The organism is Mesorhizobium sp. M0621, from assembly GCF_040320745.1.
Taxonomy (GTDB): domain Bacteria; phylum Pseudomonadota; class Alphaproteobacteria; order Rhizobiales; family Rhizobiaceae; genus Mesorhizobium.
The window spans coordinates 1-21,565 of record NZ_JAMYQF010000086.1 but is presented as its reverse complement, the minus strand read 5'-3'; the positions used below and the strand labels follow the sequence as shown (position 1 = coordinate 21,565).

Annotated in this window: 17 protein-coding genes and 1 riboswitch; of the genes, 11 read left to right on the top strand and 6 right to left on the bottom strand. The window is 62.3% G+C overall.

Annotation, left to right across the window (positions count from 1 at the left end; translation table 11 throughout):
* Positions 1-147: 147 nt before the first annotated feature.
* Both NKI38_RS31860 and parE read right to left on the bottom strand, forming a co-directional pair.
* Positions 148-2,214 carry an FUSC family protein gene (locus NKI38_RS31860; RefSeq protein WP_352664628.1) on the bottom strand — a complete coding sequence of 689 codons (2,067 nt, stop codon included), beginning with the start codon at positions 2,212-2,214 and terminating at the stop codon, positions 148-150.
* Between the two features lie 44 nt (positions 2,215-2,258).
* Positions 2,259-4,313, bottom strand: coding sequence for a DNA topoisomerase IV subunit B (gene parE, locus NKI38_RS31855; protein ID WP_352664626.1), 2,055 nt, complete (start codon positions 4,311-4,313; stop codon positions 2,259-2,261).
* A 237-nt stretch (positions 4,314-4,550) separates the two neighbouring features.
* Here parE and cpaB point away from each other — a divergent pair, with 237 nt between their 5' ends.
* The 7 genes from cpaB to NKI38_RS31820 are packed head-to-tail and all read left to right on the top strand — an operon-like array spanning position 4,551 to position 11,838.
* A complete protein-coding gene (gene cpaB / locus NKI38_RS31850; protein WP_352664624.1) occupies positions 4,551-5,477 on the top strand; it encodes a Flp pilus assembly protein CpaB in 927 nt (308 codons plus the stop codon).
* Between the two features lie 58 nt (positions 5,478-5,535).
* Positions 5,536-6,954, top strand: coding sequence for a type II and III secretion system protein family protein (locus NKI38_RS31845; RefSeq protein WP_502899411.1), 1,419 nt, complete (start codon positions 5,536-5,538; stop codon positions 6,952-6,954).
* A 4-nt stretch (positions 6,955-6,958) separates the two neighbouring features.
* A complete protein-coding gene (locus NKI38_RS31840; RefSeq protein ID WP_352664620.1) occupies positions 6,959-7,228 on the top strand; it encodes a hypothetical protein in 270 nt (89 codons plus the stop codon).
* A gap of 44 nt (positions 7,229-7,272) precedes the next feature.
* Positions 7,273-8,487, top strand: coding sequence for a CpaE/TadZ family protein (locus NKI38_RS31835; protein ID WP_352664618.1), 1,215 nt, complete (start codon positions 7,273-7,275; stop codon positions 8,485-8,487).
* Complete coding sequence (locus NKI38_RS31830) at positions 8,484-9,905, top strand: TadA family conjugal transfer-associated ATPase (RefSeq protein WP_352664616.1); 1,422 nt, start codon at positions 8,484-8,486, stop codon at positions 9,903-9,905. Before NKI38_RS31835 ends, NKI38_RS31830 begins: the two co-directional genes overlap by 4 nt.
* A 3-nt stretch (positions 9,906-9,908) precedes the next feature.
* A complete protein-coding gene (locus tag NKI38_RS31825; RefSeq protein ID WP_352664614.1) occupies positions 9,909-10,874 on the top strand; it encodes a type II secretion system F family protein in 966 nt (321 codons plus the stop codon).
* 1 nt (position 10,875) lies between these two features.
* Positions 10,876-11,838 carry a type II secretion system F family protein gene (locus tag NKI38_RS31820; protein WP_352664612.1) on the top strand — a complete coding sequence of 321 codons (963 nt, stop codon included), beginning with the start codon at positions 10,876-10,878 and terminating at the stop codon, positions 11,836-11,838.
* 87 nt (positions 11,839-11,925) lie between these two features.
* Here NKI38_RS31820 and NKI38_RS31815 read toward each other — a convergent pair whose 3' ends face one another.
* Complete coding sequence (locus NKI38_RS31815) at positions 11,926-12,735, bottom strand: DUF3800 domain-containing protein (protein WP_352664610.1); 810 nt, start codon at positions 12,733-12,735, stop codon at positions 11,926-11,928.
* Positions 12,736-12,812: 77 nt separating this feature from the next.
* Between NKI38_RS31815 and NKI38_RS31810 the strand changes: the two genes are divergently transcribed.
* The 4 genes from NKI38_RS31810 to NKI38_RS31795 all read left to right on the top strand — a co-directional run bounded on the left by NKI38_RS31810 (position 12,813) and on the right by NKI38_RS31795 (position 16,831).
* Positions 12,813-13,898, top strand: coding sequence for a hypothetical protein (locus NKI38_RS31810; RefSeq protein ID WP_352664608.1), 1,086 nt, complete (start codon positions 12,813-12,815; stop codon positions 13,896-13,898).
* Between the two features lie 144 nt (positions 13,899-14,042).
* Positions 14,043-14,876, top strand: a complete 834-nt coding sequence (locus tag NKI38_RS31805; RefSeq protein WP_352664606.1) for a PA3715 family protein — start codon at positions 14,043-14,045, stop codon at positions 14,874-14,876.
* 142 nt (positions 14,877-15,018) lie between these two features.
* Positions 15,019-15,489 carry a hypothetical protein gene (locus NKI38_RS31800; RefSeq protein ID WP_352664604.1) on the top strand — a complete coding sequence of 157 codons (471 nt, stop codon included), beginning with the start codon at positions 15,019-15,021 and terminating at the stop codon, positions 15,487-15,489.
* Positions 15,490-15,655: 166 nt separating this feature from the next.
* Positions 15,656-16,831 carry a GGDEF domain-containing protein gene (locus NKI38_RS31795; protein ID WP_352664602.1) on the top strand — a complete coding sequence of 392 codons (1,176 nt, stop codon included), beginning with the start codon at positions 15,656-15,658 and terminating at the stop codon, positions 16,829-16,831.
* Here the strand turns inward: NKI38_RS31795 and gcvP are convergent, their stop codons facing one another.
* From gcvP to gcvT, 3 genes are read right to left on the bottom strand one after another with little or no spacing between them, the layout of a single operon-like run.
* Complete coding sequence (gene gcvP / locus NKI38_RS31790; protein WP_352664600.1) at positions 16,832-19,642, bottom strand: aminomethyl-transferring glycine dehydrogenase; 2,811 nt, start codon at positions 19,640-19,642, stop codon at positions 16,832-16,834.
* 17 nt (positions 19,643-19,659) lie between these two features.
* Positions 19,660-20,028 (bottom strand): glycine cleavage system protein GcvH, encoded by a 369-nt coding sequence (gcvH, locus tag NKI38_RS31785; protein WP_352664598.1) that lies wholly within the window; start codon positions 20,026-20,028, stop codon positions 19,660-19,662.
* 5 nt (positions 20,029-20,033) lie between these two features.
* Positions 20,034-21,134, bottom strand: coding sequence for a glycine cleavage system aminomethyltransferase GcvT (gene gcvT / locus NKI38_RS31780; RefSeq protein WP_352664596.1), 1,101 nt, complete (start codon positions 21,132-21,134; stop codon positions 20,034-20,036).
* 149 nt (positions 21,135-21,283) lie between these two features.
* A riboswitch (glycine riboswitch) is annotated at positions 21,284-21,370 on the bottom strand.
* Positions 21,371-21,565: the final 195 nt, after the last annotated feature.

Here is a 21,565-nt window from a genome sequence, read left to right as displayed (position 1 = left end):
AGATCTTCAACGACCTCATTCTGGCACATCACGATGCCGTCGGGGGCCGTCCACCCCAACACGTACCCAAAAGTACGCTCCGCTCCGGTTCTCGGAACCCGCCATTCTCGGTTCGGCCTGACCTGAATCTCGACACACTTGGGCACGCTAGTTTCGATCCTTCGCGAAGAAATCCGGGAAATCCTCCATCGCGGCGGCGATGATGCGCAGCGATGCCGCGATTTGGAGCAATTCGCCGGTACCGTTTCGTTGGGCGATGTTCGTTGCATATTGGCGGGCGACGGCAACCGTCGACGTCTGCGGATCGCCGGGGGCGCGGAAGAGCAGTTCGCGCGCCAGTCCTCTTAGAAAGTTGGTGATCGAAAGTGCGGTCTCGGATGGGATGGCGTGGCCCTGGCTTGCGGCGCGCAGCCGCAGGATCTCTAGCCCGACCGTGACGGCGGCGACGCTCCCGCCCAGGACCGCATCGCCCGTGCTGCCTGCATTCTGCACCAGGGGCATCAACTGGTTGATGCGATCATAGGCGAGGCTCTCGAAGGCCGAACGCCTCGGCACGCGCTCATGCAGGCAAAGCCGCGCCAGATCCTCGCGCATGGCGCGTACGATACGGTTGGCCGCGAGCCATGGATCGGCGGGCAGCACGACGATGAAGACGCCGATCGCCAGCAGGATGCCGACCAGGATCGACGCCGAACCGGCGAAGAAGGGCCCGGGATCGTAGGTCATCGCCTGATGCGGGCTGAGGAAGGCGAGGAAGTTGATGGCGAAGGCCGTCGCCACGCCGACATAGCGCGGATTGGCCATGGCTAGCGCCGTCGGCACCAGTATCGGCACGACAAACAGCATGAACCAGCCGAAGCCGGGCAAAGCGGGCAGCGCGACTTGGCCGACGAGAAAGGCAAAGGGCAGCGCCAGCAGCGTTCCCTTGAAGAAGCTCCAGGCCACCTGCACGGGGTCGGGGCGGGCGGCAAACAGGCTTGATACCACGGCAACCAGAATGACCGTGCCGGCCGCTTCCGACCATTTCGTCGTCAGCCAGAAGGCCGCGACCAGCAAGGTGGCAAGGGCAGCGCGCACGGCGTTGCGCGATGCGCCGGAATAATCGCGATGCACCACCAGCGCAGGCTGCCTGCTGCCCCGGGCTGGTCGCGTGGCAGGCGCACGCAAGGCGTCGAGGCCGCGCAGCACTTGCTTGAACGCCTCGGCGAAATCGGCGGCGATGGTAAGGCGTGTGATGGTGCCGACCCTGTCGTCACCCTGGTCGATCGAGGCATCGGGCATTTGCCGGGCCTTGGCCGAGATGGCATCGAGTCGTGCCACCCAGGGTGTCGTGTCATCCAGCGCGCCTGACTTGGTCGCCAACTCGCTGACCAGGGCCTGCAACTCCGAACGCACCGGAACGAGTGCGGCGTTCTTCGGGGCAGCGTGCGAATGCAGCGCGCGTGCCGCCGACAGCGCCGAGAGCAGCTGCCCGATGGTGCGCCGGACCGGATGGGCGCGCGGCGCGAAGCTCGGCGCCTCGAGCCTGGCATAAGTGCGCATCTCGCCAAGCGTCTGGGTGTCGGCGACCAGCTTTCTGTGCAGGCCGGACAGCGTTTCAGGATCGCCGCCGGAGAACGCACCGCTGGCGTATGTCGCAAGATCGAGGATGCAGCGTTTCAGGCGCGACACGATGGCATTGCTGGCCAGTTTCGGCAGGATCAGCCGGCTGGTCAGGCCGGCGCAGACGATGCCGAGTACGATCTCGGCACAGCGCGCGACCGCCAGGTCTACGACAAGGTGCGGCTGTCCGAAGGCAGGCAGGCCGATGATCATCGCGGTGTAGCCGGCAAGGGCGGCACCATAGGCCTCGGGATTGCGCAGTAGCGACGAGACGAAGGTGCAGATGCCGATCCAGACGGCAAGCACAGTCACCAGCACCCACGGGCCGGTGCCGAACACCGTGGTGATGCCTATCGCAGCCATGCCGCCGACCAGCGTGCCGAGTAACCGGTAGAAGCCCTTCGCCAGCACCATGCCGGCAACCGGCTGGGCGACGATGAACACCGTCATCATGGCCCATTGCGGGTGGTCGAGCTTCAGTGCGTAGGCGGCCAGCAACGCGATCAGGCCGGCCGAAACGGTGCGCAGGGCAAAAATCCAGTCCGAGCGCGTCGGTTGCGCCAACCCCGCTAAACTCGTCTCGAAATAACCCTTCAGCCGCGCCGAGATCACATGCTGGTCTCCGTATCAGAAGCGCAGGCTAAACCGGCCGTCGGCTAGATATCCAGCACTTCCGTCTCGGCGAATTCGGCGCGTTCCTGGATGAAGCGGAAGCGGGCCTCCGGCTTGGTGCCCATCAACGCATCGACTGCGTCCTTGGTCGCCGCCTCGGCGTCGATGACGTCGATCCTGAGCAGCGTGCGCTTCCTCGGATCCATGGTGGTCTCCTTGAGCTGGGCGGCCATCATCTCGCCCAGACCCTTGAATCGGCCAAGCTCGACCTTGCCGCGCCCGGTAAACTCGGTGCGCAGAAGCTCGTCCTTGTGCGCGTCGTCGCGGGCGTAGGCGACCTTGCCGCCTTGCCTGATCGAGTAAAGCGGCGGCACCGCAAGATAGAGATGGCCGCCACGCACAAGCGCCGGCATCTCCTGGTAGAAGAAGGTGATCAGCAGCGAGGCTATGTGAGCGCCGTCGACGTCGGCGTCGGTCATGATGATGACCCGGTCGTAGCGCAAATCCTCGTCGCGATATTTCGACCGCGTACCGCAGCCCAGCGCCTGGATCAGGTCCGAGATCTGCTGATTGCCGGCAAGCTTGTCGTTGCCGGCGCTGGCGACGTTGAGGATTTTTCCGCGCAGCGGCAACACGGCTTGGCTGGCGCGGTCGCGCGCCTGCTTGGCCGAGCCGCCGGCCGAGTCACCTTCGACGATAAAGAGTTCGGCGCCTGCAGCGGCGTTTTGCGTGCAGTCGGCGAGCTTGCCGGGCAGCCGCAATTTGCGCACCGCGCTCTTGCGCGATACTTCCTTTTCCTGGCGTCGGCGCACCCGCTCGTCGGCGCGCGCGATCACCCATTCGAGCAGCTTCGACGCTTCCTGCGGATTGTCGGCCAACCAATGATCGAATGGGTCGCGGATGGCGGTCTCGACAATCCGAATGGCCTCGATCGTCGCCAGTCTGTCCTTGGTCTGGCCGACGAATTCCGGCTCGCGGATGAACACCGACAGCATGCCCGCCGCCGAGATCATGACGTCTTCCGAGGTGACGATGGATGCGCGCTTGTTGCCGACGAGATCGGCATAGGCGCGCAGGCCCCGCGTCAGGACATTGCGGAAGCCGGCTTCGTGGGTGCCGCCTTCGCCGGTCGGGATGGTGTTGCAGTAGGAATTGATGAAGCCGTCGCCGCCGAACCAGGTCACCGCCCATTCGAGCGCTCCATGGCCGCCTTGTTTCTCGCTCTTGCCGGCGAAGATTTCGCGCGTCACCTGGAACTCGTCGCCGAGTGATGCCTTGAGATAGTCCTTCAGGCCGCCGGGAAAATGGAATTCCGCCTTGGCCGGGGTCTGGTCCTTTTCCTTGATCAGCGACGGGTCGCAGGTCCAGCGGATTTCGACGCCACCGAACAGATAGGCCTTCGAGCGCGTCATGCGGTAGAGCCGCGCCGGTTCGAACGCCGCGCCCTTGCCGAAAATCTGCTCGTCGGGGTGGAAGCGGGTTTTTGTGCCGCGCCGGTTGTGGACCTCGCCCAAATGCTCCAGGCCGGTCACGGGAATACCGCGCGAAAAGCGCTGGCGATAGAGTTGGCGGCCGCGCGCGACCTCGACCTCGAGATGGTCAGACAGCGCGTTGACCACGGACACGCCGACACCATGCAGGCCGCCCGATGTCTCATAGACCTTCGAGTCGAACTTGCCGCCCGAATGCAGCGTCGTCATGATTACTTCGAGCGCCGGCTTCTTGAACTTCGGATGCAGGTCGACCGGAATGCCGCGGCCATTGTCGGTGACGGTGAGATAGCCGTCGGCCGAGAGTTCGACATCGATGAAGGTGGCATGGCCGGCCACGGCTTCGTCCATCGAATTGTCGATGACCTCGGCGAACAGATGGTGCATCGCCTTGTCGTCGGTGCCGCCAATATACATGCCTGGCCGGCGGCGCACCGGCTCCAGCCCTTCCAGCACCTCGATGTCGGCGGCGCTATAGCCCTCGCTGCCATCCTTGGTCGCGGCAGGACGCCTGGTGGCCTGCACCAGCGGATCCGCCGGGCGCGCCGGCGCGCGAACCGGCTGCGGCTGCTTGTCAATTGTGCCGAAGAGATCGTTGTTGTCGTCCATGCCTGCCATAGGGTCCGGTGCTGCGAATCACCTCGCGATACTGCCACGCTTTTCAGCGCCAAGCGACCGAGGTTCCTGTTCCGTTCGGGGATCTGGCCCCTCTTACCCCAAAACCATTCGATAACCAAGCCGGCGGAAATAGGTCAAATGCCTCCGCGCAAGATTCCTGATTCTTTAACAATGCCGCCTAGCGTTAGCCCAACAAAACAAGAAACTGTGGGCATCAGGGGTTTCGGCGTGAGGGGCAAGGCCATATCGATGATCGGCATCGCCGCCGTTTTCGGCGCGATCTCGATCTTTGCCGCGGATTTCTGGGTCAAAAGCCAGGCTAAAGCCGATTCCGAAGAGAAGACGGCGTCGATCGCAGCGCCCGTCGCACCCAAGATCGAGTTCAAGACCATCGTGGTGGCGAATGCTCCATTGCGCTATGGCATGGAGCTTGACCGCACAAAACTCAGCGAAATCCCGTGGCCGCAAGATTCCCTGCCGCAGGGCGCCTTCGCCACCATCGATGGCTTGCTCGGCGAGGGCAGCCGCGTGGTGCTGTCGCCGATCGAGGTCAACGAACCGTTGCTGCTGACCAAGCTGTCCGGGCCAAACGGCCGCGCGACGCTCTCCAACATGATGACGCCGGGAATGCGGGCGGTGACAATCCGCACCGACGAGATCGCCGGTGTCGGCGGCTTCGTCACGCCGGGCGACCGTGTCGATGTAGTGCTGACGCGCGATGCCGGCGAAATCCAGGAAGTGTCCAAGAACGCGCAGGGAGCGTCCGGATCGACGGTCACCTCCGAGATCGTCGTGGCCGATGCCAAGGTGCTGAGCGTCGGGCAGGGCGCCGATGAGCGCCAGACGACGCCGCAGATTTCCAATTCGGTGACCATCGAGGTGACGACAGACGGCGCGCAGAAGGTGGCGCTCGCCCGCACCGTCGGCACCTTGTCCCTGTCGCTTCGGTCCGCCAGCGAAGGCGGTGACGGCAAGGGCGGCGTCACCACCATCTCTTCGTTCGGTGGATCGGTCGCCTCGAACGTGCAGGCCGCTTCCGGTTCGCTGTTCGATGCCGTGGTGAAAGAGCCGGAGAAACCGAAGTTCAAGACCGTCATCGTGACGCGCGGCACAAAGGCCGAGGAATACCAGGTTCCTTCACGGGACCAGAAATAGAAGCCAGTGGGGACTGGGCGAGGACGGGACAATGTTCGGGCTGATCACATATAGGGTCATGGGGCGGTTGCGCGTTTTGCGCACTATCGCTGTCGCAGCTTCGCTGGCGGCCGCCGCGATGCTGGCCTTCGGCGCCTCGGCGAGGGCCGACAACGACATCGTTTATGTGTCGTCGACCAAGAATGCGTCGATCAAGGTTGCCAAGGGTAAACCGAAGACGATCATGACGAGTGCCGCCTTCTACCAGATCGTCATCGGCGATCCGGAGATCGCCAACGTCAATCCGCTGACCGATAAGTCCTTCTATGTGCTCGGCAACAATCTCGGCACCACCGGTATCGCGCTGTTCGATGAGAAGAAGCAGCTTGTCGGCACCGTCGACATCGAGGTGACGCTCGACACCGACCAACTGGCCAGCACCATTCGCGCCAGCGTGCCGGATGCCAGGATCAAGGTCGGCTCGGCCAATGGCCGTGTCGTCCTGTCGGGCGAGGCGGATGATGCGGTCGCCGCCGACAAGGCAAACAAGATCGCGACACGCTTTTCCGGCACCGAAGAGGTGATCAACTCGGTCAACATCTCATCGTCGCAGCAGGTCCAGCTCAATGTCCGCTTCGTCGAGATCAACCGCCAGGCGGGCCAGGATCTGGGCGCCAAATACGCCGCCAATTTCGCCTATGGCATCGGCGGACGCGATGTGACGATCGATCCGGGTACAGTGCCGACTGCCGGCACCGGCGAGATCATCGGCCGGCTTTTGTCGAATGGCGTCTCGATCGATATCGCCATCAAAGCGCTGGAGGAGCGTGGTCTCGCCCGCCGGCTGGCCGAGCCGAACCTGATCGCCCGGTCTGGCCAAACGGCCAGCTTCCTCGCCGGCGGCGAATTCCCGATTCCGGTCTCCGAGGACAACGGCAAGATCTCGGTCAGCTACAAGAAATACGGCGTCAGCCTGGATTTCACGCCGACGGTCCTGAAGGACGGGCTGGTCAGCCTGGACATCGCGCCGGAAGTCTCCTCGATCGACGCGTCCGCGTCCTACAACATAGGCAACATTTCAGTGCCTGGTTTCATCGTGCGCCGCGCCAGGACGTCGGTCGACCTGAAGAACGGCCAGAGCTTCATGATCGCCGGATTGCTGCAGTCGCAGAACGACATCACCACGTCGCGCATTCCCGGCCTCGGCAAGATGCCGGTGCTTGGGGCACTGTTCTCCTCGAAATCCTATCAGCGGCGCGAGACCGACCTGGTCATCATCGTAACGCCCTATCTGGTCAAGCCGGTCGATCCGTCGAAGAAGCTGGTGGAACCGACCGACGGTACGCAGCCGGCCAGCAACGCCGATTATTTCCTCAACAACACCGACGAAGTGAAGGGCGCCGATACCGGTCGCACCGTGGCGTTGGCCGACGGCCGTGTCACCCAACCTGCTGCTCCTGCTTCGGCGGGGCATTTCCTCGACCTGCCGAAGGACTGAAGCCATGCGTGTGGTCTTGAGATCGAGCATCGCCTTGCTGCTGGCCGGCTTTGCCGCCGGCTGCACCAGCGACGATTATGTGCGCAGCGAGGGGCCGACGACCGGCGCGGGCGAGGCGCAGGCCGCCAACACCGTCATGCAGATGGTCGATCCCTGGAAGTACGGGGTCCAGAACACCAGGCTTCTGGTGCCCGCCCAGCGCGGCAGCGCGGCGGACGTCACACCCGACCAGGCGGCCGATGCGAAGGCGTCGCAGTCCACCACGGGCAACTGATTCAACGGGCAACTGGTCAACGGGCGACCTGACAGGCTGACAGAATGGCAAACGGCATCAAGACCAGGAAGATCCTGCTCGTATCGACCGACAGGACCTTTGTGCAGGACACGCGGACCGCATTCGCCGCCTCCGAGATCATTCAGCTCTCGACAGTGGAGAAGAGTATTACCGAACTGCGCGGCGAGATCCAGGAAGCCGACTTCGGCGCCATCATCGTCGACATGGATGCGGCAAGGCTGGAGGAGGTCGAGTGGCTGCAGCGCATCATGCGCCGGCTGGAGGACAAGGTGCCTGTCGTCGTCGTCACGCAAGAGTTCAACGCGGCCGCGGTGCGCATCCTGGTGCAGCTCAAGGTCGCGGATTTCCTGGTCAAGCCCATCACCACCGCCGATCTCGTGCGCTCCGTGGTGCGGGCGCTGCAGGGCCCAGGGCGCGAGGAAAACACCGAGTCGCAGATCTACACCTTCATGCCGGCCGCGGGCGGCGTCGGCACCACGACGCTGGCGCTGCAAACCGCCTTCCAGCTGCATCACTCGGTAACGCGCGGCGCGTCGACTTGCGTGGTCGACCTCAATTTCCAACAGGGCGCCTGTGCCGAATATCTCGACCTCGAACCGCGTTTCGACATCACCGAGATCGAGAACCAGCCCGAGCGCCTCGACCGCCAATTGCTCGATGTGATGTTGTCGAAACACGCCAGCGGACTTTGCGTGCTGGCGGCGCCGACACATCCCTCGGAAATGCGCTCGTTCAAGACCGATGTCGTGGTGCGCATGCTGGACCTTGTTTCGGCCTATTTCGACAATGTCGTCATCGACATGCCGCGCACCTGGTTCCCGTGGACAGAGACGGTGCTGCTCGGTTCCAACAAGCTCTACATCGTCGCGGAAATGACGGTGCCGTGCCTGCGCCACACGCAGCGGCTGATCCAGGCGGTCTACGAGACCGCCGGCAAGGAAGTGAAGCCGAACGTCATCGTCAACCGTTTCGAACAGAAGATGTTCGACAACGGCATCAAGCAGGCTGACGTCCAGGAGATCCTCGGCGAGCATTTCGTCGGCGGCATCGCCAACAACTACCGGTTGGTGCGCGAGGCGGTCGATCGCGGCGTGCCGCTGCACGAGATCGATCCGAACGCCAATGTCATCAACGATTTGAAGAAGATCATCCTGCCGGAGGAGGCGGTCCCAACCCGGGCGAAATCGCGCTCGCTGTTTGGCATGGGCCGTGGATTGCTGAAGAGGAAGGCCGGATGACCAGCCGCTTTTCCACCCTGCAGAACCGCGATGCGCGTCCGCAGCGCGCGCCTGAATCAATACCGGTCGCCCATCATGCCGTCGTCATACCGACGAACCGAAAGGCTTTGCCGGCCAAGCCGGACGCAGCGCCAGCAAAGAATGCCAACAAGGTGCTTGATGCGCGCGTGCGTATCCATCGGCTGCTGCTCGAGGAGATCAATCTCGTCGCGCTGGAGCGTTTGCCCAAGGATGAGATGCGCCGGCAAGTGCATGATTTCGTGTCGGAAAAGACCAAGCAGGAGCGGATGGCGATCAACACCGTCGAGCTTGATGCGCTGGTCGACGACATCGTCGACGAGATGGTCGGCCTCGGTCCGCTCGAGCCACTGCTCAAGGACCCCGACATCAACGACATCCTGATCAACGGCCACCTGAACTGCTTTGTCGAAAAGAAGGGCAAGCTGCAGCCGGTCCACATTCCGTTCAAGGACGAGGCGCATCTGTTGCGCATCGTCAACAAGATCGTCGCCGCGGTCGGGCGCCGCGTCGACGAATCACAACCGATGGTCGATGCGCGCATGCTGGACGGCTCGCGTTTCAACGCGGCCATCCGCCCGGTGGCGGTCGACGGGCCGCTGGTGTCGATCCGCAAATTCTCCAAGAACAAGCTCGGCCTGCACAAACTGGTCGAATTCGGCGCCATTACCCAGAACATGGCCGAGGTGCTGGCGGCGGCCGTGCATGCCCGCAAGACGACGATCATTTCGGGCGGCACCGGTACCGGCAAGACGACCATGCTCAATGCGCTGTCGGCCTTCATTCCGGAAGACGAGCGACTGATCACCATCGAGGACGCGGCAGAACTCCAGCTGCAGCAGCCGCATGTCGCGCGCATGGAGACGCGCCCCGCCAACATCGAAGGCCATGGCGAGCTGAAGCAGCGCGACCTGGTCAAGAACGCGCTGCGCATGCGTCCCGACCGCGTCATCCTCGGCGAGTGCCGCGGCGAGGAAGCCTTTGACATGCTGCAGGCGATGAACACCGGCCACGAAGGGTCGATGGCGACCATCCACGCCAACACGCCGCGCGACGCCATTTCACGGCTCGAGCAGATGCTTGGCATGACGGGCATGCCGATGACGGTGCAGTCGATCCGCAGCCAGATCGCCAGCGCGCTCGACCTGATCGTCCAACTGACGCGCCTGTCCGACGGCAAGCGCAAGGTGACCAGTGTCGCCGAGGTGACCGGCATGGAAGGCGATGTCATCCAGATGCAGGAGATCTTCCGCTTTGTGCGTACCGGCATGGAGGCAGACGGCAAGATACTCGGCCACTACGAGGCGACCGGCATCCGGCCGCGTTTCCTCGAGGATCTGCGCGCCATGGGCATCGAGTTCCCCGGACGATATTTCGAACCCGGCCGGCCGCAGGAGTAGCCAGTGTTCGACGGACTCAGCGCGATCTATGTCGTCTATGCCGCGGCAGCACTGACCGGCATCCTGATCGCCGAGGCGTGCTACCTGCTTTTTGCCGGCCGCAGCGACAAGCGCACCGCCATCAACCGGCGCATGAAGCTGCAGGAAAACAAGATCAGCCAGGAGCAGGTGCTTGTCCAGCTGCGCAAGGAGCGCGGCCTCGACGCAGGCACCCCGCTGTTTTCGCCGGACCGGTTTCGCGCCCTGCGAACCCAGTCGGGCATGATCATGCCGCTGTCGAAATTCTTGATGATCACTTGCGGCGTGGCGATGGCCATGGCCTTGGTCGCCATCTGGTACGGCTTGCCGCCGCTGATGGGGCTTGTCCTGTTTGTGGTGCTTGTGCCAGTGCTGCCAGTGCTGACGTTGCGTTTCAAGCGCAAGCGCCGGGTGAAGCGGTTCGGCATACAGCTGCCGGAGGCGCTGGAACTGATCACGCGTGGCCTGAAGGCTGGCCATCCGGTGCCGGTGGCGATCGCCATGGTGGCGCGCGAGATGCCCGACCCGATCGGCACCGAATTCGGCGTCATCGCAGACGAAGTGACCTATGGTTCCGATCTGGTTTCGGCATTGAACTCGCTGTTCGACCGGGTCGGACAGGAGGATCTGCCGCTGTTCGTCACCGCCGTCTCGATCCAGGCCAGTTCGGGTGGCAATCTGCGCGAGATCCTCGACGGCCTGGCGACGACGATCCGCGAGCGCGGCAAGCTACGCCGCAAGGTGCGCGCCATTGCGACGGAAGGCCGAATGTCGGCCTACATCCTGACGGCGGTCCCGGTGTTGCTGTTTACCGCCATCATGGCGGTGATGCCGGGATTCTACCGCGACGTCTGGGATGAGCCAAAGACATGGTACCTGATGGGTGGCTCGATCACCTGGCTGATGTTGGGCAATTGGATGATGTTCAAGATGTCGAATTTCAAGTTCTGAAATGCAGGGCTTCATCGAATTCCTCGCCTCGCTCGCGCCGACCTCGTTGATGCCGGTGGCCATCATGCTGCTGGCCGCGGGTGCTGCCGCTGTCGCCTGGCCGATGATGGCGGCGAAGGGCGATCGCAACGAGGTCAAGCGCCGGCTCAAGGTCGATGACGGTCCCGTGGCCGCGAAACCCGAACCGGTGCAGAAGAAGAATACCGGCGTCGTGCGCGAGAAGGCGGTGAAGAGGGCGCAGGAATTCTACGCCAAGAGCGATCCCGAAAATGTCGCCCGGCTGCGCATGAAGCTCATCCAGGCGGGATACATGGAGCCGCGCGCTGTCGGCACGTTCTTCCTGATCCGGTTCACCGCGATGATCGGCACGGCAATCGGTGTCTTTGTGCTCAACCGCTGGATGGCCAACCCGGACGCGACGATGGCCAGCCGTTGGACATTCGTCATCCTGTCAGGAGCGGGCGGCTATTTTCTGCCCGGCCTGGTGCTGAGCCAGAAAGTGCGGGAACGCAGGCGTGAGTACCGCAACGGCTTTCCCGATTTCATGGACCTGATGATCGTCTGCTCGGATGCCGGTATGAGCATGGAGGCCGGCATCGAGCGTGTCTCGAAGGAACTCGCCAAGACCTATCCCGCGCTCAGCCAGAACCTGCAGCTGGTGTCGCTGGAACTGAGGGCCGGGCGCAGCCTTGACGATGCGCTGAAGGCGCTCGCCGATCGTCTCAGCCTGGACGAGGTGCGCTCCTTCGCCACGCTGCTGCAGCAGTCCAAGGAACTCGGCACCAGCCTGTCGGGGGCGCTGCGTGTCTTTTCCGACGACATGCGCCACAAGCGCATGTCGCTGGCCGAGGAAAAGGCGCACGCCCTGCCGGCCAAGATGTCGGTGCCGGTGGTGGTGTGCATCCTGCCGGTGGTGTTGATGATTGCGGCCATTCCAGTCATCGTCAAAATGACGGCGCATTAACAGTTCGATTTGAATCCGCTTAATCAGTGATGGGCGGTGCCTTTGATGCGGGACCTGACGGCAACCAGGTTCCAAGAATTTGAACGCTCAACGGCGTTTCATCAATTCCCTGGTAGCGAGATAGATTGAACTAATTTCCTCTGGGACGCTGCCTTCAGCTGCGATTCTGAATGCCTCTTCTGACACTGCTCTCATTCTATCGAGGTCATAGTACTGCGAGTATTCAGTCTCCTGCAGATTTCCAAATTCCTCCAGAAGCCATTCGAAATCGATATGCCCCCCAGTATCTGTAGCCTTACGCCTACACCACGCAAACATGTCTGCCGCTTGAATAGGAATACAAACATTGTCTGATCGAAATAAGGGCTCGTCCGGCAAAATCGAGCTCTGCTCTGGAAACTGAATCTCGAATAGGCGCTTTATGACAGGATACCAGAGCTTGGCGCGTGGACCAAAGATAACTTGCTCATCGTAGATGATCTCGAATTTCTCCCGCCAACCCGCATCCCATAGAGTGTGGCACGCTGCCATGATCGTATTTTGAAAGGGCCAAAAATACGGTTCGCTGTGGGGTTTCGGCATATGAGCCCAAGTTAGCGCGTGAGCATCCAAATCAATCACGGAAAATGTGGTAATCTTAGCGTGACGATTGATCACTTGGGCGAGGAGACGAAGTTTCTCGTCGCGTTCAGCTTCGGTCATTCCTCGAAATTGCCCTCGGCGAGCGGCGGCCTCGTTCATCTTGAAGATTTCAATTGCTGGATGTTGGCGTAGACAATTGACCCATTCGTTTGAAAAATCCACCCAAGCTTCAGAGAAGCCTAGCAGGCCGACCAGCGCGAAATGACGAGTGTGCCCCTTTCCTCCGCTGTCGTCGACAAATACCTGAATGACCATGAATTGCCCGCTCTTCTGGTATTCGTGTAATTCGCAACAGATCAGAATCGAGCCCGGTGCATATGGAGAGGTGATGCGTGTCTGACACGGTATTTACGTTTGTTCCGGCTGACTACCCCCTTGATGATGTACAATTGATAGCGAATAGCCTGACTGAGGGTGGCGTCCTTGTGCCTGGTTACGTTGCGCCGCAAGCGGGATTGCTCTCCCTGAGCGGTCTGATCTACGCACGTCAGCTTGAGGGACTTAATACTACGATCCTGCCGGATCGGAATCTTGCATCGCGAATGGCCAGAATAGCACGCTTAGGATTGGAGTTTCCCGCGAGTATTCCTTCGCTCATAGCGGTTCGTCTCATGGCGTTCGCCCAGGCGACTGATCTTCAGATTGAGCCGTCGATCGCATTCCACGAACTTGCGCATCGCCAAGGAAATTCAATTGCTCATGAGGAACTTGCTTGGTTTCGTGCCGCTGATCGTGCTGGTGCCAAATCTTGGATAGACGTAGCCCTTGGGCGGAGTACGACGCTGGACATTCATTCATTGCCGGAGCAGGGTACTGAGGACCTCGCATTTCCACTTCGTCGTTGGAACCGAAACTACATAGTCGCCCTCAAGATTGCCCAAATTGAGCTGGAATCTATCAGTCATTTGCAACGCACTAAGCGGCTGTTTGCTTGGATGTTCGATGATTTCATCTTCGCGGGTCCCGCAGCCGTTTTCGCGACAATGTATTTCTCGCCATTTGCAAAGAGACGACGGCTGATTAAGCAACTCAGATCTGCCGATCGTGAACGTGCTATCGACGGCGTGAAGAATGCCGCTTGGGACATAACTCATTTAAGCGATTTCGTCGGGCGGGTTCAGCAAGGCGTAAAGGACAAAGAGCGTTATATCTTTGCGACCGCCGATAGGAGTTTGGCTGGCATTGCTCCGCTCCTCCTGATGTCTCCGGCGGCGTCAACCCCTGAGAGAAGTCTGGCCAGGAGCTTGCGCGACTGGTGGCCTCCCGCCGATGCTGACGAAATTGTCGATACCCTGTTCAGCTACATTGCGAGCATAGAGGCTGGTGAGCAGCGCCAGCACCCAAACTGGCCGACCGACTTTATCAAGACGTCTATTTCAAACGGAGAAGGATCTATTCGTGCGTGGCGTGATAATTGAGGAACTCAGGATCGGTTGCGATGACAGCTCTGTATGAAATAGTACGCTTTGCTCGTTTCTTAGAGCTTGCCCAGTTTGGCTTCGCGCGAGTCCTCGGCTCAGGCACAGTCCGCAAACGCGCAAATGAGTGAGAAGCCCATGCGAATGCTGTTGCGCACCCTCTTCCTCTTCGTCGGCCTTACCGCGGCCAGTTTGTCGCCCGCATGGGCTGCGGCCGACGACTGCGGCGATGCTTCCGCCTTGGTGCAGCAGGCCTATCCCAAGGCTCAAAAGAGCGCCGACGGCGCCTCGTTCACGCTCGAACCCCATATCAGCATCGCCCTGACGCGTCCGGATAGCGACATGCCATTTGGCCTGGTCTGCAAGATCTGGCCCGCCCATGACGACCTGCTGTTGGTCGCGGTGCCGCTGATCGACAGCGCCCAGTCCCGCGACGACGGGCATGTCGGCGATATCGAGCTTCTGGTCGTCGACAGGAACAGCCTGCAGGTGCGCCAGCGCCTGCTCCAGCCCGGGCTGATCACCGACGATGCCATCGCCATCCGCAAGATCGAATTCGATACCGGCCGCTACAGGCTGGCGTCCGATGTCAGTGCCTTCGGCCTGCGCATCGAAATGGCAAATCATTCGCAGCCCAACCCCTTCAGGGAAACCGACCTGCGGCTCTATGCCCTTGCCGGCGATGCCCTGCGCCTGGTGCTCGACGGCATCGACGTGGCCGGCTTTGGCGGCGAAGGCGACGCCAGTTGCGCGGGATCCTTTCAGTCGAGCCTGGTCAGCCTGGCGATGAGCCCGGCAAGCCACCATGGCTATCACGACATCACCGTGATCGAGCGGGTGGATACGGACAATCCGTCCGTCGACGAGAATGGTGAGTGCCAGTCTCATCCCGGCAAGTCCCTGAAGCGCACCTACCGGCTGCGCTATGACGGCAATCGCTACCAGTTTCCCGAGAGGCTCAAAGCCTTGGAGCCGTGAAAGCCCGTCTTGTGCCTGGTGGTTAATGGCTGGTGTGTCCGAAACCAAATTTTAGCGGCGTTTCGGCACCGAAGTTTAATCGTCTCTCATATAAGGTGTTTCCTGAAGAACGACCCGGCAAATCGGGCGATGAGGCAGGGGCATGCGTCACAATAATTTCACGGCAATGGCCGCGTTGGCGGCCGTCTTGATGATGTCTGGCTGTACGACGGGCGGCGTCGACACCACCAAGACCACCGCCATCCAACCGACGGCAAAGAACACCGACACCTCCGATCTGGCGCAAGGCAAGGCGCAGTTTCGCGACGCCAATTACGGCCTCGCCGAAAAGCACTTCCGCAAGGCCGTCGAGTTGAAGGCCGACAATGCCGAGGCCTGGATGGGGCTTGCCGCTTCCTATGATGAACTCGGCCGCTTCGACTTCGCCGACCGTGCCTACGGCCAGCTTTTGAAAGTCGCCGGCCGCAAGCCGCAGATCGTCAACAACATGGGCTATTCGCAATTGCTGCGCGGCAATCGCAAGAGGGCCAAGGCGTTGCTGCTCGAAGCGAAGGCGGGCATGGCTGATCCCACCGTCGTCAACGCCAATCTCGCCTTGCTGAACAAGGGTTGATCTGATCGTTGCTCTAGGGGTCCGGTTTCGGGACATAAGGCATCGACGCTTTGTAAACCCTATCGGCAGGTTGCGTCGAAAGATCGGCCGAAAACCATGTCTGAGAGCTGCCGCTGACCTAGAATACGGCGCAACCCCGTCGACGCTCGAGAGGCCTTCGCCCGATATGCTGGACTTCAGTTCGCTCCTGCTCGCAGCCGCGCTGTCGGGCATCTGCCTTAGCGTCACCATGTTTGCGATCTGGTTCACCGCGCCCAAGGCAGGTTTCGTGCTGACGGTGGCGTGCGGCATTCTGGTGCTCGTCGCGCATGTGGTCCTGTTCTGGCAATACACCAAGGATCCCGATCCACTGCTTTGCCAGATCGTGCTTGCGCTGCTCAGCCTGGGGTTCCTGATCATTTGCGTGTCGGCCATGCAATATCTGGGCGTGCCCGGCTACAGACGTGCGGTTGCACCGGCGCTTGCCGCCATGGCTGTCTGTGCCGCCGTCACCTTCCTGGGCCTTGACGGCGTCGGCTTCATCGTCACCTACACAACGGTGACGGCGCTGCTGTCGGCGATCGGCTGCATGTTCTGGATCAACGGCAGCCATGATCGCCGGATCTTGCTTGTGGTTTCGTTTCTGAGCGGCACCTGCGCGGTTTCGTTTGCGCTTTGCGGCGTGGTTCTGCTGACCAAGGGGCAATGGACGCTCGCGGTCGCGCCCGACAACTGGGCCGAACGCCTGAATTCCGTCGTGGCCGTGGCCTGCATGACCGGGCTTGGCGCCTTGACGCTCTCGCTTCACCATCTGCAGGCGCAGATCGAGCTGAAGGCCGAGACCATGACCGACCCGCTGACGGGGCTGATGAACCGCCGGGCGTTGACGTCGCTCTACGGCGCGCGGAGTTTCGGTCCGTTCATGTCCGTCGTCATGTTCGACCTCGATCATTTCAAGCGGACGAACGATGTCTATGGCCACCCGGTCGGGGATCAGGTTTTGTGCCGTTTCGCCGCGGTGATCAAGAAATATGCCAGGACCGGTGTCGACGCATTTCGCCTGGGTGGCGAGGAATTCGCCGTAGTCATGTCGCGAATGACGGAAGAGAGGGCCCATGATCTCGCCAGCAAGATCTGTGTGGCCTTCGGCACCGAGATCGTCGCCACCCAACATGGCAAGTTGCGCAGCACGGTCAGCGGAGGCCTCGGCTTTGGCGAGGTAAACGGCCGCACCCTCGATGACGTGCTTGGCGAAGCCGACGCGGCGCTCTATTCCGCCAAGCGCGCCGGCCGAAATTGCGTCATCGGTCGGGCGGCACCAGGCAAGGCCGACCCGGTCAAGCCGGCCTTGCGCTCCGCTTAATTATTCCGCCGCTCCCAGATAGTCCGACAGGGGCGGGCACGAGCAGACCAGGTTGCGGTCGCCCGCGACATTGTCGATGCGTGACACAGGTGGCCAGTACTTGGCTGCCGTGTCGGCGTCGCCGGCGGGATAGGCCGCCTCCAGGCGCGAGTAGGGATGAGTCCACTGGCCGGCCAGCACCTCGGCGGCGGTGTGCGGCGCGTTGACCAACGGATTGTCGGCCAAAGGCCATTCGCCCCTGGCGACTTTCGCCGCTTCGCCTGCGATGGCGATCATCGCCTCGCAGAAGCGGTCGAGCTCGCGCTTGGGCTCGGATTCGGTCGGCTCCACCATCAGCGTGCCGGCGACCGGGAAGGACATGGTCGGCGCGTGGAAGCCGTAGTCGATCAGGCGCTTGGCGATATCATCGACACTGATGCCGGCGCTCTCCTTGAGCACACGGGTGTCAAGGATGCATTCATGCGCGATACGATCGTGCCGACCCTTGTAGAGAAGTGGGAAGTGCGGCGCGAGCCGTGTCGCCACGTAGTTGGCCGAGATGATGGCGGTCTCCGTCGCCTGCTTCAGTCCGGCGGCGCCCATCATGCGGATATACATCCAGGTGATCGGCAGGATCGAGGCGCTGCCGAACGGCGCGGCCGACACGGCGTGCGCAGAACCCTCGGTGACATGGCCGGGCAGATAGGGCTCCAGATGCGCCTTGACGCCGATCGGGCCGATGCCCGGGCCACCGCCGCCATGAGGGATGCAGAAGGTCTTGTGCAGGTTCATATGACAGACGTCGGCGCCGATATCGGCGGGCCGCGCCAAGGCGACCAGGGCGTTGAGGTTGGCGCCATCGAAATAAACCTGGCCGCCATGCTCGTGGATGAGGGCGCAGAGGTGGCGTGCACCTTCCTCGTAGACGCCATGCGTCGAGGGGTAGGTGAACATCAGCGCCGCGAGATTCTTGGAATGCTCGTTGGCCTTGGCCCTCATATCGTCCATGTCGATATTGCCGTCCTCCAGGCAGCGCACGACGACAACGCTCATGCCGGCCATCGCCGCACTTGCCGGATTGGTGCCATGAGCGGAGGAAGGGATCAGGCAGACGGTGCGATGGCCTTCGCCGCGCGAGCGATGATAGGCGCGGATTGCAAGCAGCCCGGCATACTCGCCCTGGCTGCCGGCATTGGGCTGCAGGCTAACGGCATCGAAGCCGGTGATCTCCGACAGCCATCCTTCCAGCTCGCCAATCATGGCGCGATAGCCGGCCGAGTGCGCGGCCGGCGCGAAGGGATGCAAATTGGCGATTTCAGGCCAGCTTACCGGCATCATTTCAGCCGCCGCGTTGAGCTTCATGGTGCAGGATCCAAGCGGGATCATGGCGCGGTCGAGCGCCAGGTCCTTGTCGGCCAGCCGGCGCAGGAAGCGCATCATCTCGGTTTCCGACTTGTTTTCGTGGAAGACCGGCTGGGTCAGGAATTCCTTGCCACGCGGCTTGCCAGGCACGGTGCTGTCCGCCGACGGAGCGGCCTTGGCGCCGAACAGGGCCGCGATCGCATCGAGATCGGCATCGGTCGAGGTTTCGTCGAAGCTGATGCCGACATGGTCGGCATCGATGACGCGCAGCAGCTGGCCGGTCTTTTCAGCCGCAGTGGCGATCTGCGCCGCCTTGCCCTTGGTCTTCACGGTCACAGTGTCGAAACGGCTGGCGCCGAGCACCGACACGCCTGCCGCGTCGAGGCCGCTTGCGAGACGGTTGGCCAGCGCATGGATGCGCCCGGCAATCGCCTGCAGCCCGGCGGGGCCGTGCCAGATGGCGTAGGCGGTCGCCATGTTGGCGAGCAGCGCCTGAGCAGTGCAGATGTTGGACGTCGCCTTGTCGCGGCGGATATGCTGCTCGCGTGTCTGCAAGGCAAGCCGGTAGCCGGGCCGGCCCTTGCTATCGGTGGACTGGCCGACCAGCCGGCCGGGCATCAGCCGCGTCAACCTGTCGGAGACAGCGCAATAGGCCGCGTGCGGGCCGCCAAAGCCCATCGGCACGCCAAAGCGCTGCATCGGGCCGACGGCAATGTCGGCGCCAAGCTTGGCCGGCGCGTCGGTCAGCGTCAGGCCGAGCGGGTCGGCGATGAAGACGACGATGGCGCCCGTGGCGCGCGCCTTGTCGATCGCTGCCTTGTGGTCGCCATAGACCCCAAACGTATCCGGCCAGGAGACGAGCAGGGCGGCGGTGTTGTCGTCGATCGTCTCGCCATCGATCTCGATACCGAGCGGCTCCGCGCGCGTGCGCACCACGTCCAACGTCTGCGGATGCGGCGTGCCGGCAAATGCGATCTTGGTGCGCTTGTCGCGGTGATGGCGCAAGGCGATGCCGACGGCTTCAGCCACCGCCGTCGCCTCGTCGAGCAGCGATGCCGATGCCACCGGCAGACCAGTCAATTCGGTGACCAGCGTCTGGAAGTTGAACAGCATCTCGAGCCTGCCCTGGCTGATCTCGGCCTGATAGGGCGTGTAGGCCGTATACCAGGCCGGATTCTCGAACAAATTGCGCTGGATTACCGGCGGCACATGGACGCCGTGATAGCCGGCACCGATGAAGCTCTTCAGCACCGTATTCTTGGCCATGGTCGCCGACAATTCGGCCAGTGCTTCCGCTTCGCTGGCCGGTGCGGGCAGGGTCAGCGGCAAGTCGAGGCGGATCGACTGCGGCACGGCCTGGCTGATCAGCGTCTCGACGGACGGAACGCCGATCACGGCAAGCATGGCTCTGACATCGTTGACATCAGGACCGATATGGCGGGCCGAGAAGGGAGTGAGTGCTGCGGTCATGTCAATACGTCCTGATATCAGCCGATATGGGCTTTGTAGGCGGCTTCATCCATGAGGCCGGCGAGTTGGCTTTCGTCGGCAAGCTTCATCTTCCACAGCCAGCCGGCCCCGGTTGCGGCCGAGTTGACAAGCGACGGATCCGACGACAGCGTGCCGTTGGCCTCGGTGATCTCGCCATCGACCGGCGCATAGACATCGGATGCCGCCTTGACGGATTCGACGACGACGGCGGTGTCGCCCTTGCTTAGCTTCTTTCCGGTCTCCGGCAGTTCGACGAAGACGAGGTCGCCGAGCTGCTCCTGCGCGTAATCGGTGATGCCGACAGTGGCGATACCGCCCTCGACGCGGAGCCATTCGTGATCTGATGTGAAATAGGTCGTTGCCATTGAGATCATCCTTTGCGGTAGCGATGCGGTGTGAAGGGCAGGGAGCTGATATCGACTGGGATTTTCGTGCCGCGAACATCGGCGAAAACCCGTGTTCCGGGCTTGGCCAGCGGTGCCGTGACATAGCCCATGGCGACCGGATGGCCGGCCGACGGGCCAAAGCCGCCTGATGTGACATGGCCGACGGGCGTGCCGTCGGCGTCAAAGAGCGCAGCGCCGGCGCGCACCGGCTGGCGGCCTTCCGGCTTCAGCCCAACGCGCTTTTGCGCGGGTCCCCGTTCCACGACGGCACGGAGCGCATCGGCGCCGATGAAAGTGCCGGAAGCGCGGATGTCTTTCGGAATAGCCCACATCAAGGCGGCGCTGGCCGGGTCGGTCTCCGGCGTGATGTCCTGGCCATGCAGGCAGAGCCCGGCCTCCAGCCGCAGGCTGTCGCGAGCGGCAAGGCCGATCCACAGCACGCGCTGATCGTCGAGCAGTTTCGCGACGAGATCGCGCGCATCGGCCTCCGGCAAGCCGATCTCGAAACCGTCCTCGCCGGTATAGCCCGACCGGGTCATGAACCAGTTTTTTCGCGGCTCGACGCCGTGCATGAACAGCAGCGAGCCGGTCTCGATGCCGGCACGGGAAAGGGCTGCCCAGGCTTCAGGGCCCTGGATGGCGAGGAAGACGCGGTCGAGCGGCTCGACTCTGACGTCGAAATCCGCGGCAAGCGCACGCAAATGCTTTTCGTCGGCGACGGCGTTGCCGGCGTTGGCGACCACCATGAAGCGCTGGTCGCCAAGCCTGGTAACGATCAGATCGTCCAATATCCCGCCTGCTTCATTGAGGAAGAAGGACAGTTTGGATTGCGAGATTTCGAGCGCGCCGGCGTCCAGCGGGCAGGCGCGGTTGAGCAAGGCAACCGCTTCCGGCCCGCTGATTTCGAACAGCTTCATATGCGAGATGTCGAACAGGCCGGCCTGTTCGCGGGTGTGAAGGTGTTCCTTCATGACGCCGGCTGGATAGGTCAGCGGCATCGACCAGCTGGCGAAGGCGCCAAAGCGCGCACCAGCGGCCACATGGATATCTTCGAGGGGAAGGTGTTTGCTGTCGTCGCCCGTCATGTCGTCTCCAGAGTCGCACGCAATCGGTCGCGAATGGCGACCAGTCCGTGCCCCTCTGTCTGAAGCCTGAGAGACTTGCGCAGCCGGAACTCTGTCAGCGGCGCTTACACCTTCGGCGCGGGGGCAAACCCCGACTTTCCAGAGTGTCTTTCCCGTCTACGGTTCTTTTGCCTGAGAGATTTCGGGCGATTTCCCCTTCGGCGGCAGCTCTCGCTGCTCTCTCCCGCAAACAGGTAGGACTCAGACCCTGAGTCCTCGACGCGCCATCCATAGCTTGTGCGCGACGGCTTGTCACCTGTCAGCGACATCTAAAGCGCGTCGCGCTGTGGATGCGCTTTAGCAGGCTGCTGCAAAAGTCTGATCGTTGCTGATTTCGATATTCTTGGCGGGAGTATTGAGTTGCCCGCGCGATTTCCGGCGGGTTTGCAGCG

Bases quoted from the DNA above. Each gene is read 5' to 3' on its own strand.
- parE (WP_352664626.1), bottom strand. From the start codon at position 4,313: ATGGACGACAACAACGATCTCTTCGGCACAATTGACAAGCAGCCGCAG.
- NKI38_RS31845 (WP_502899411.1), top strand. From the start codon at position 5,536: ATGGGGCGGTTGCGCGTTTTGCGCACTATCGCTGTCGCAGCTTCGCTG.
- NKI38_RS31840 (WP_352664620.1), top strand. From the start codon at position 6,959: ATGCGTGTGGTCTTGAGATCGAGCATCGCCTTGCTGCTGGCCGGCTTT.
- NKI38_RS31835 (WP_352664618.1), top strand. From the start codon at position 7,273: ATGGCAAACGGCATCAAGACCAGGAAGATCCTGCTCGTATCGACCGAC.
- NKI38_RS31830 (WP_352664616.1), top strand. From the start codon at position 8,484: ATGACCAGCCGCTTTTCCACCCTGCAGAACCGCGATGCGCGTCCGCAG.
- NKI38_RS31820 (WP_352664612.1), top strand. From the start codon at position 10,876: ATGCAGGGCTTCATCGAATTCCTCGCCTCGCTCGCGCCGACCTCGTTG.
- NKI38_RS31815 (WP_352664610.1), bottom strand. From the start codon at position 12,735: ATGGTCATTCAGGTATTTGTCGACGACAGCGGAGGAAAGGGGCACACT.
- NKI38_RS31805 (WP_352664606.1), top strand. From the start codon at position 14,043: ATGCTGTTGCGCACCCTCTTCCTCTTCGTCGGCCTTACCGCGGCCAGT.
- NKI38_RS31800 (WP_352664604.1), top strand. From the start codon at position 15,019: ATGCGTCACAATAATTTCACGGCAATGGCCGCGTTGGCGGCCGTCTTG.
- NKI38_RS31795 (WP_352664602.1), top strand. From the start codon at position 15,656: ATGCTGGACTTCAGTTCGCTCCTGCTCGCAGCCGCGCTGTCGGGCATC.
- gcvP (WP_352664600.1), bottom strand. From the start codon at position 19,642: ATGACCGCAGCACTCACTCCCTTCTCGGCCCGCCATATCGGTCCTGAT.
- gcvH (WP_352664598.1), bottom strand. From the start codon at position 20,028: ATGGCAACGACCTATTTCACATCAGATCACGAATGGCTCCGCGTCGAG.
- gcvT (WP_352664596.1), bottom strand. From the start codon at position 21,134: ATGACGGGCGACGACAGCAAACACCTTCCCCTCGAAGATATCCATGTG.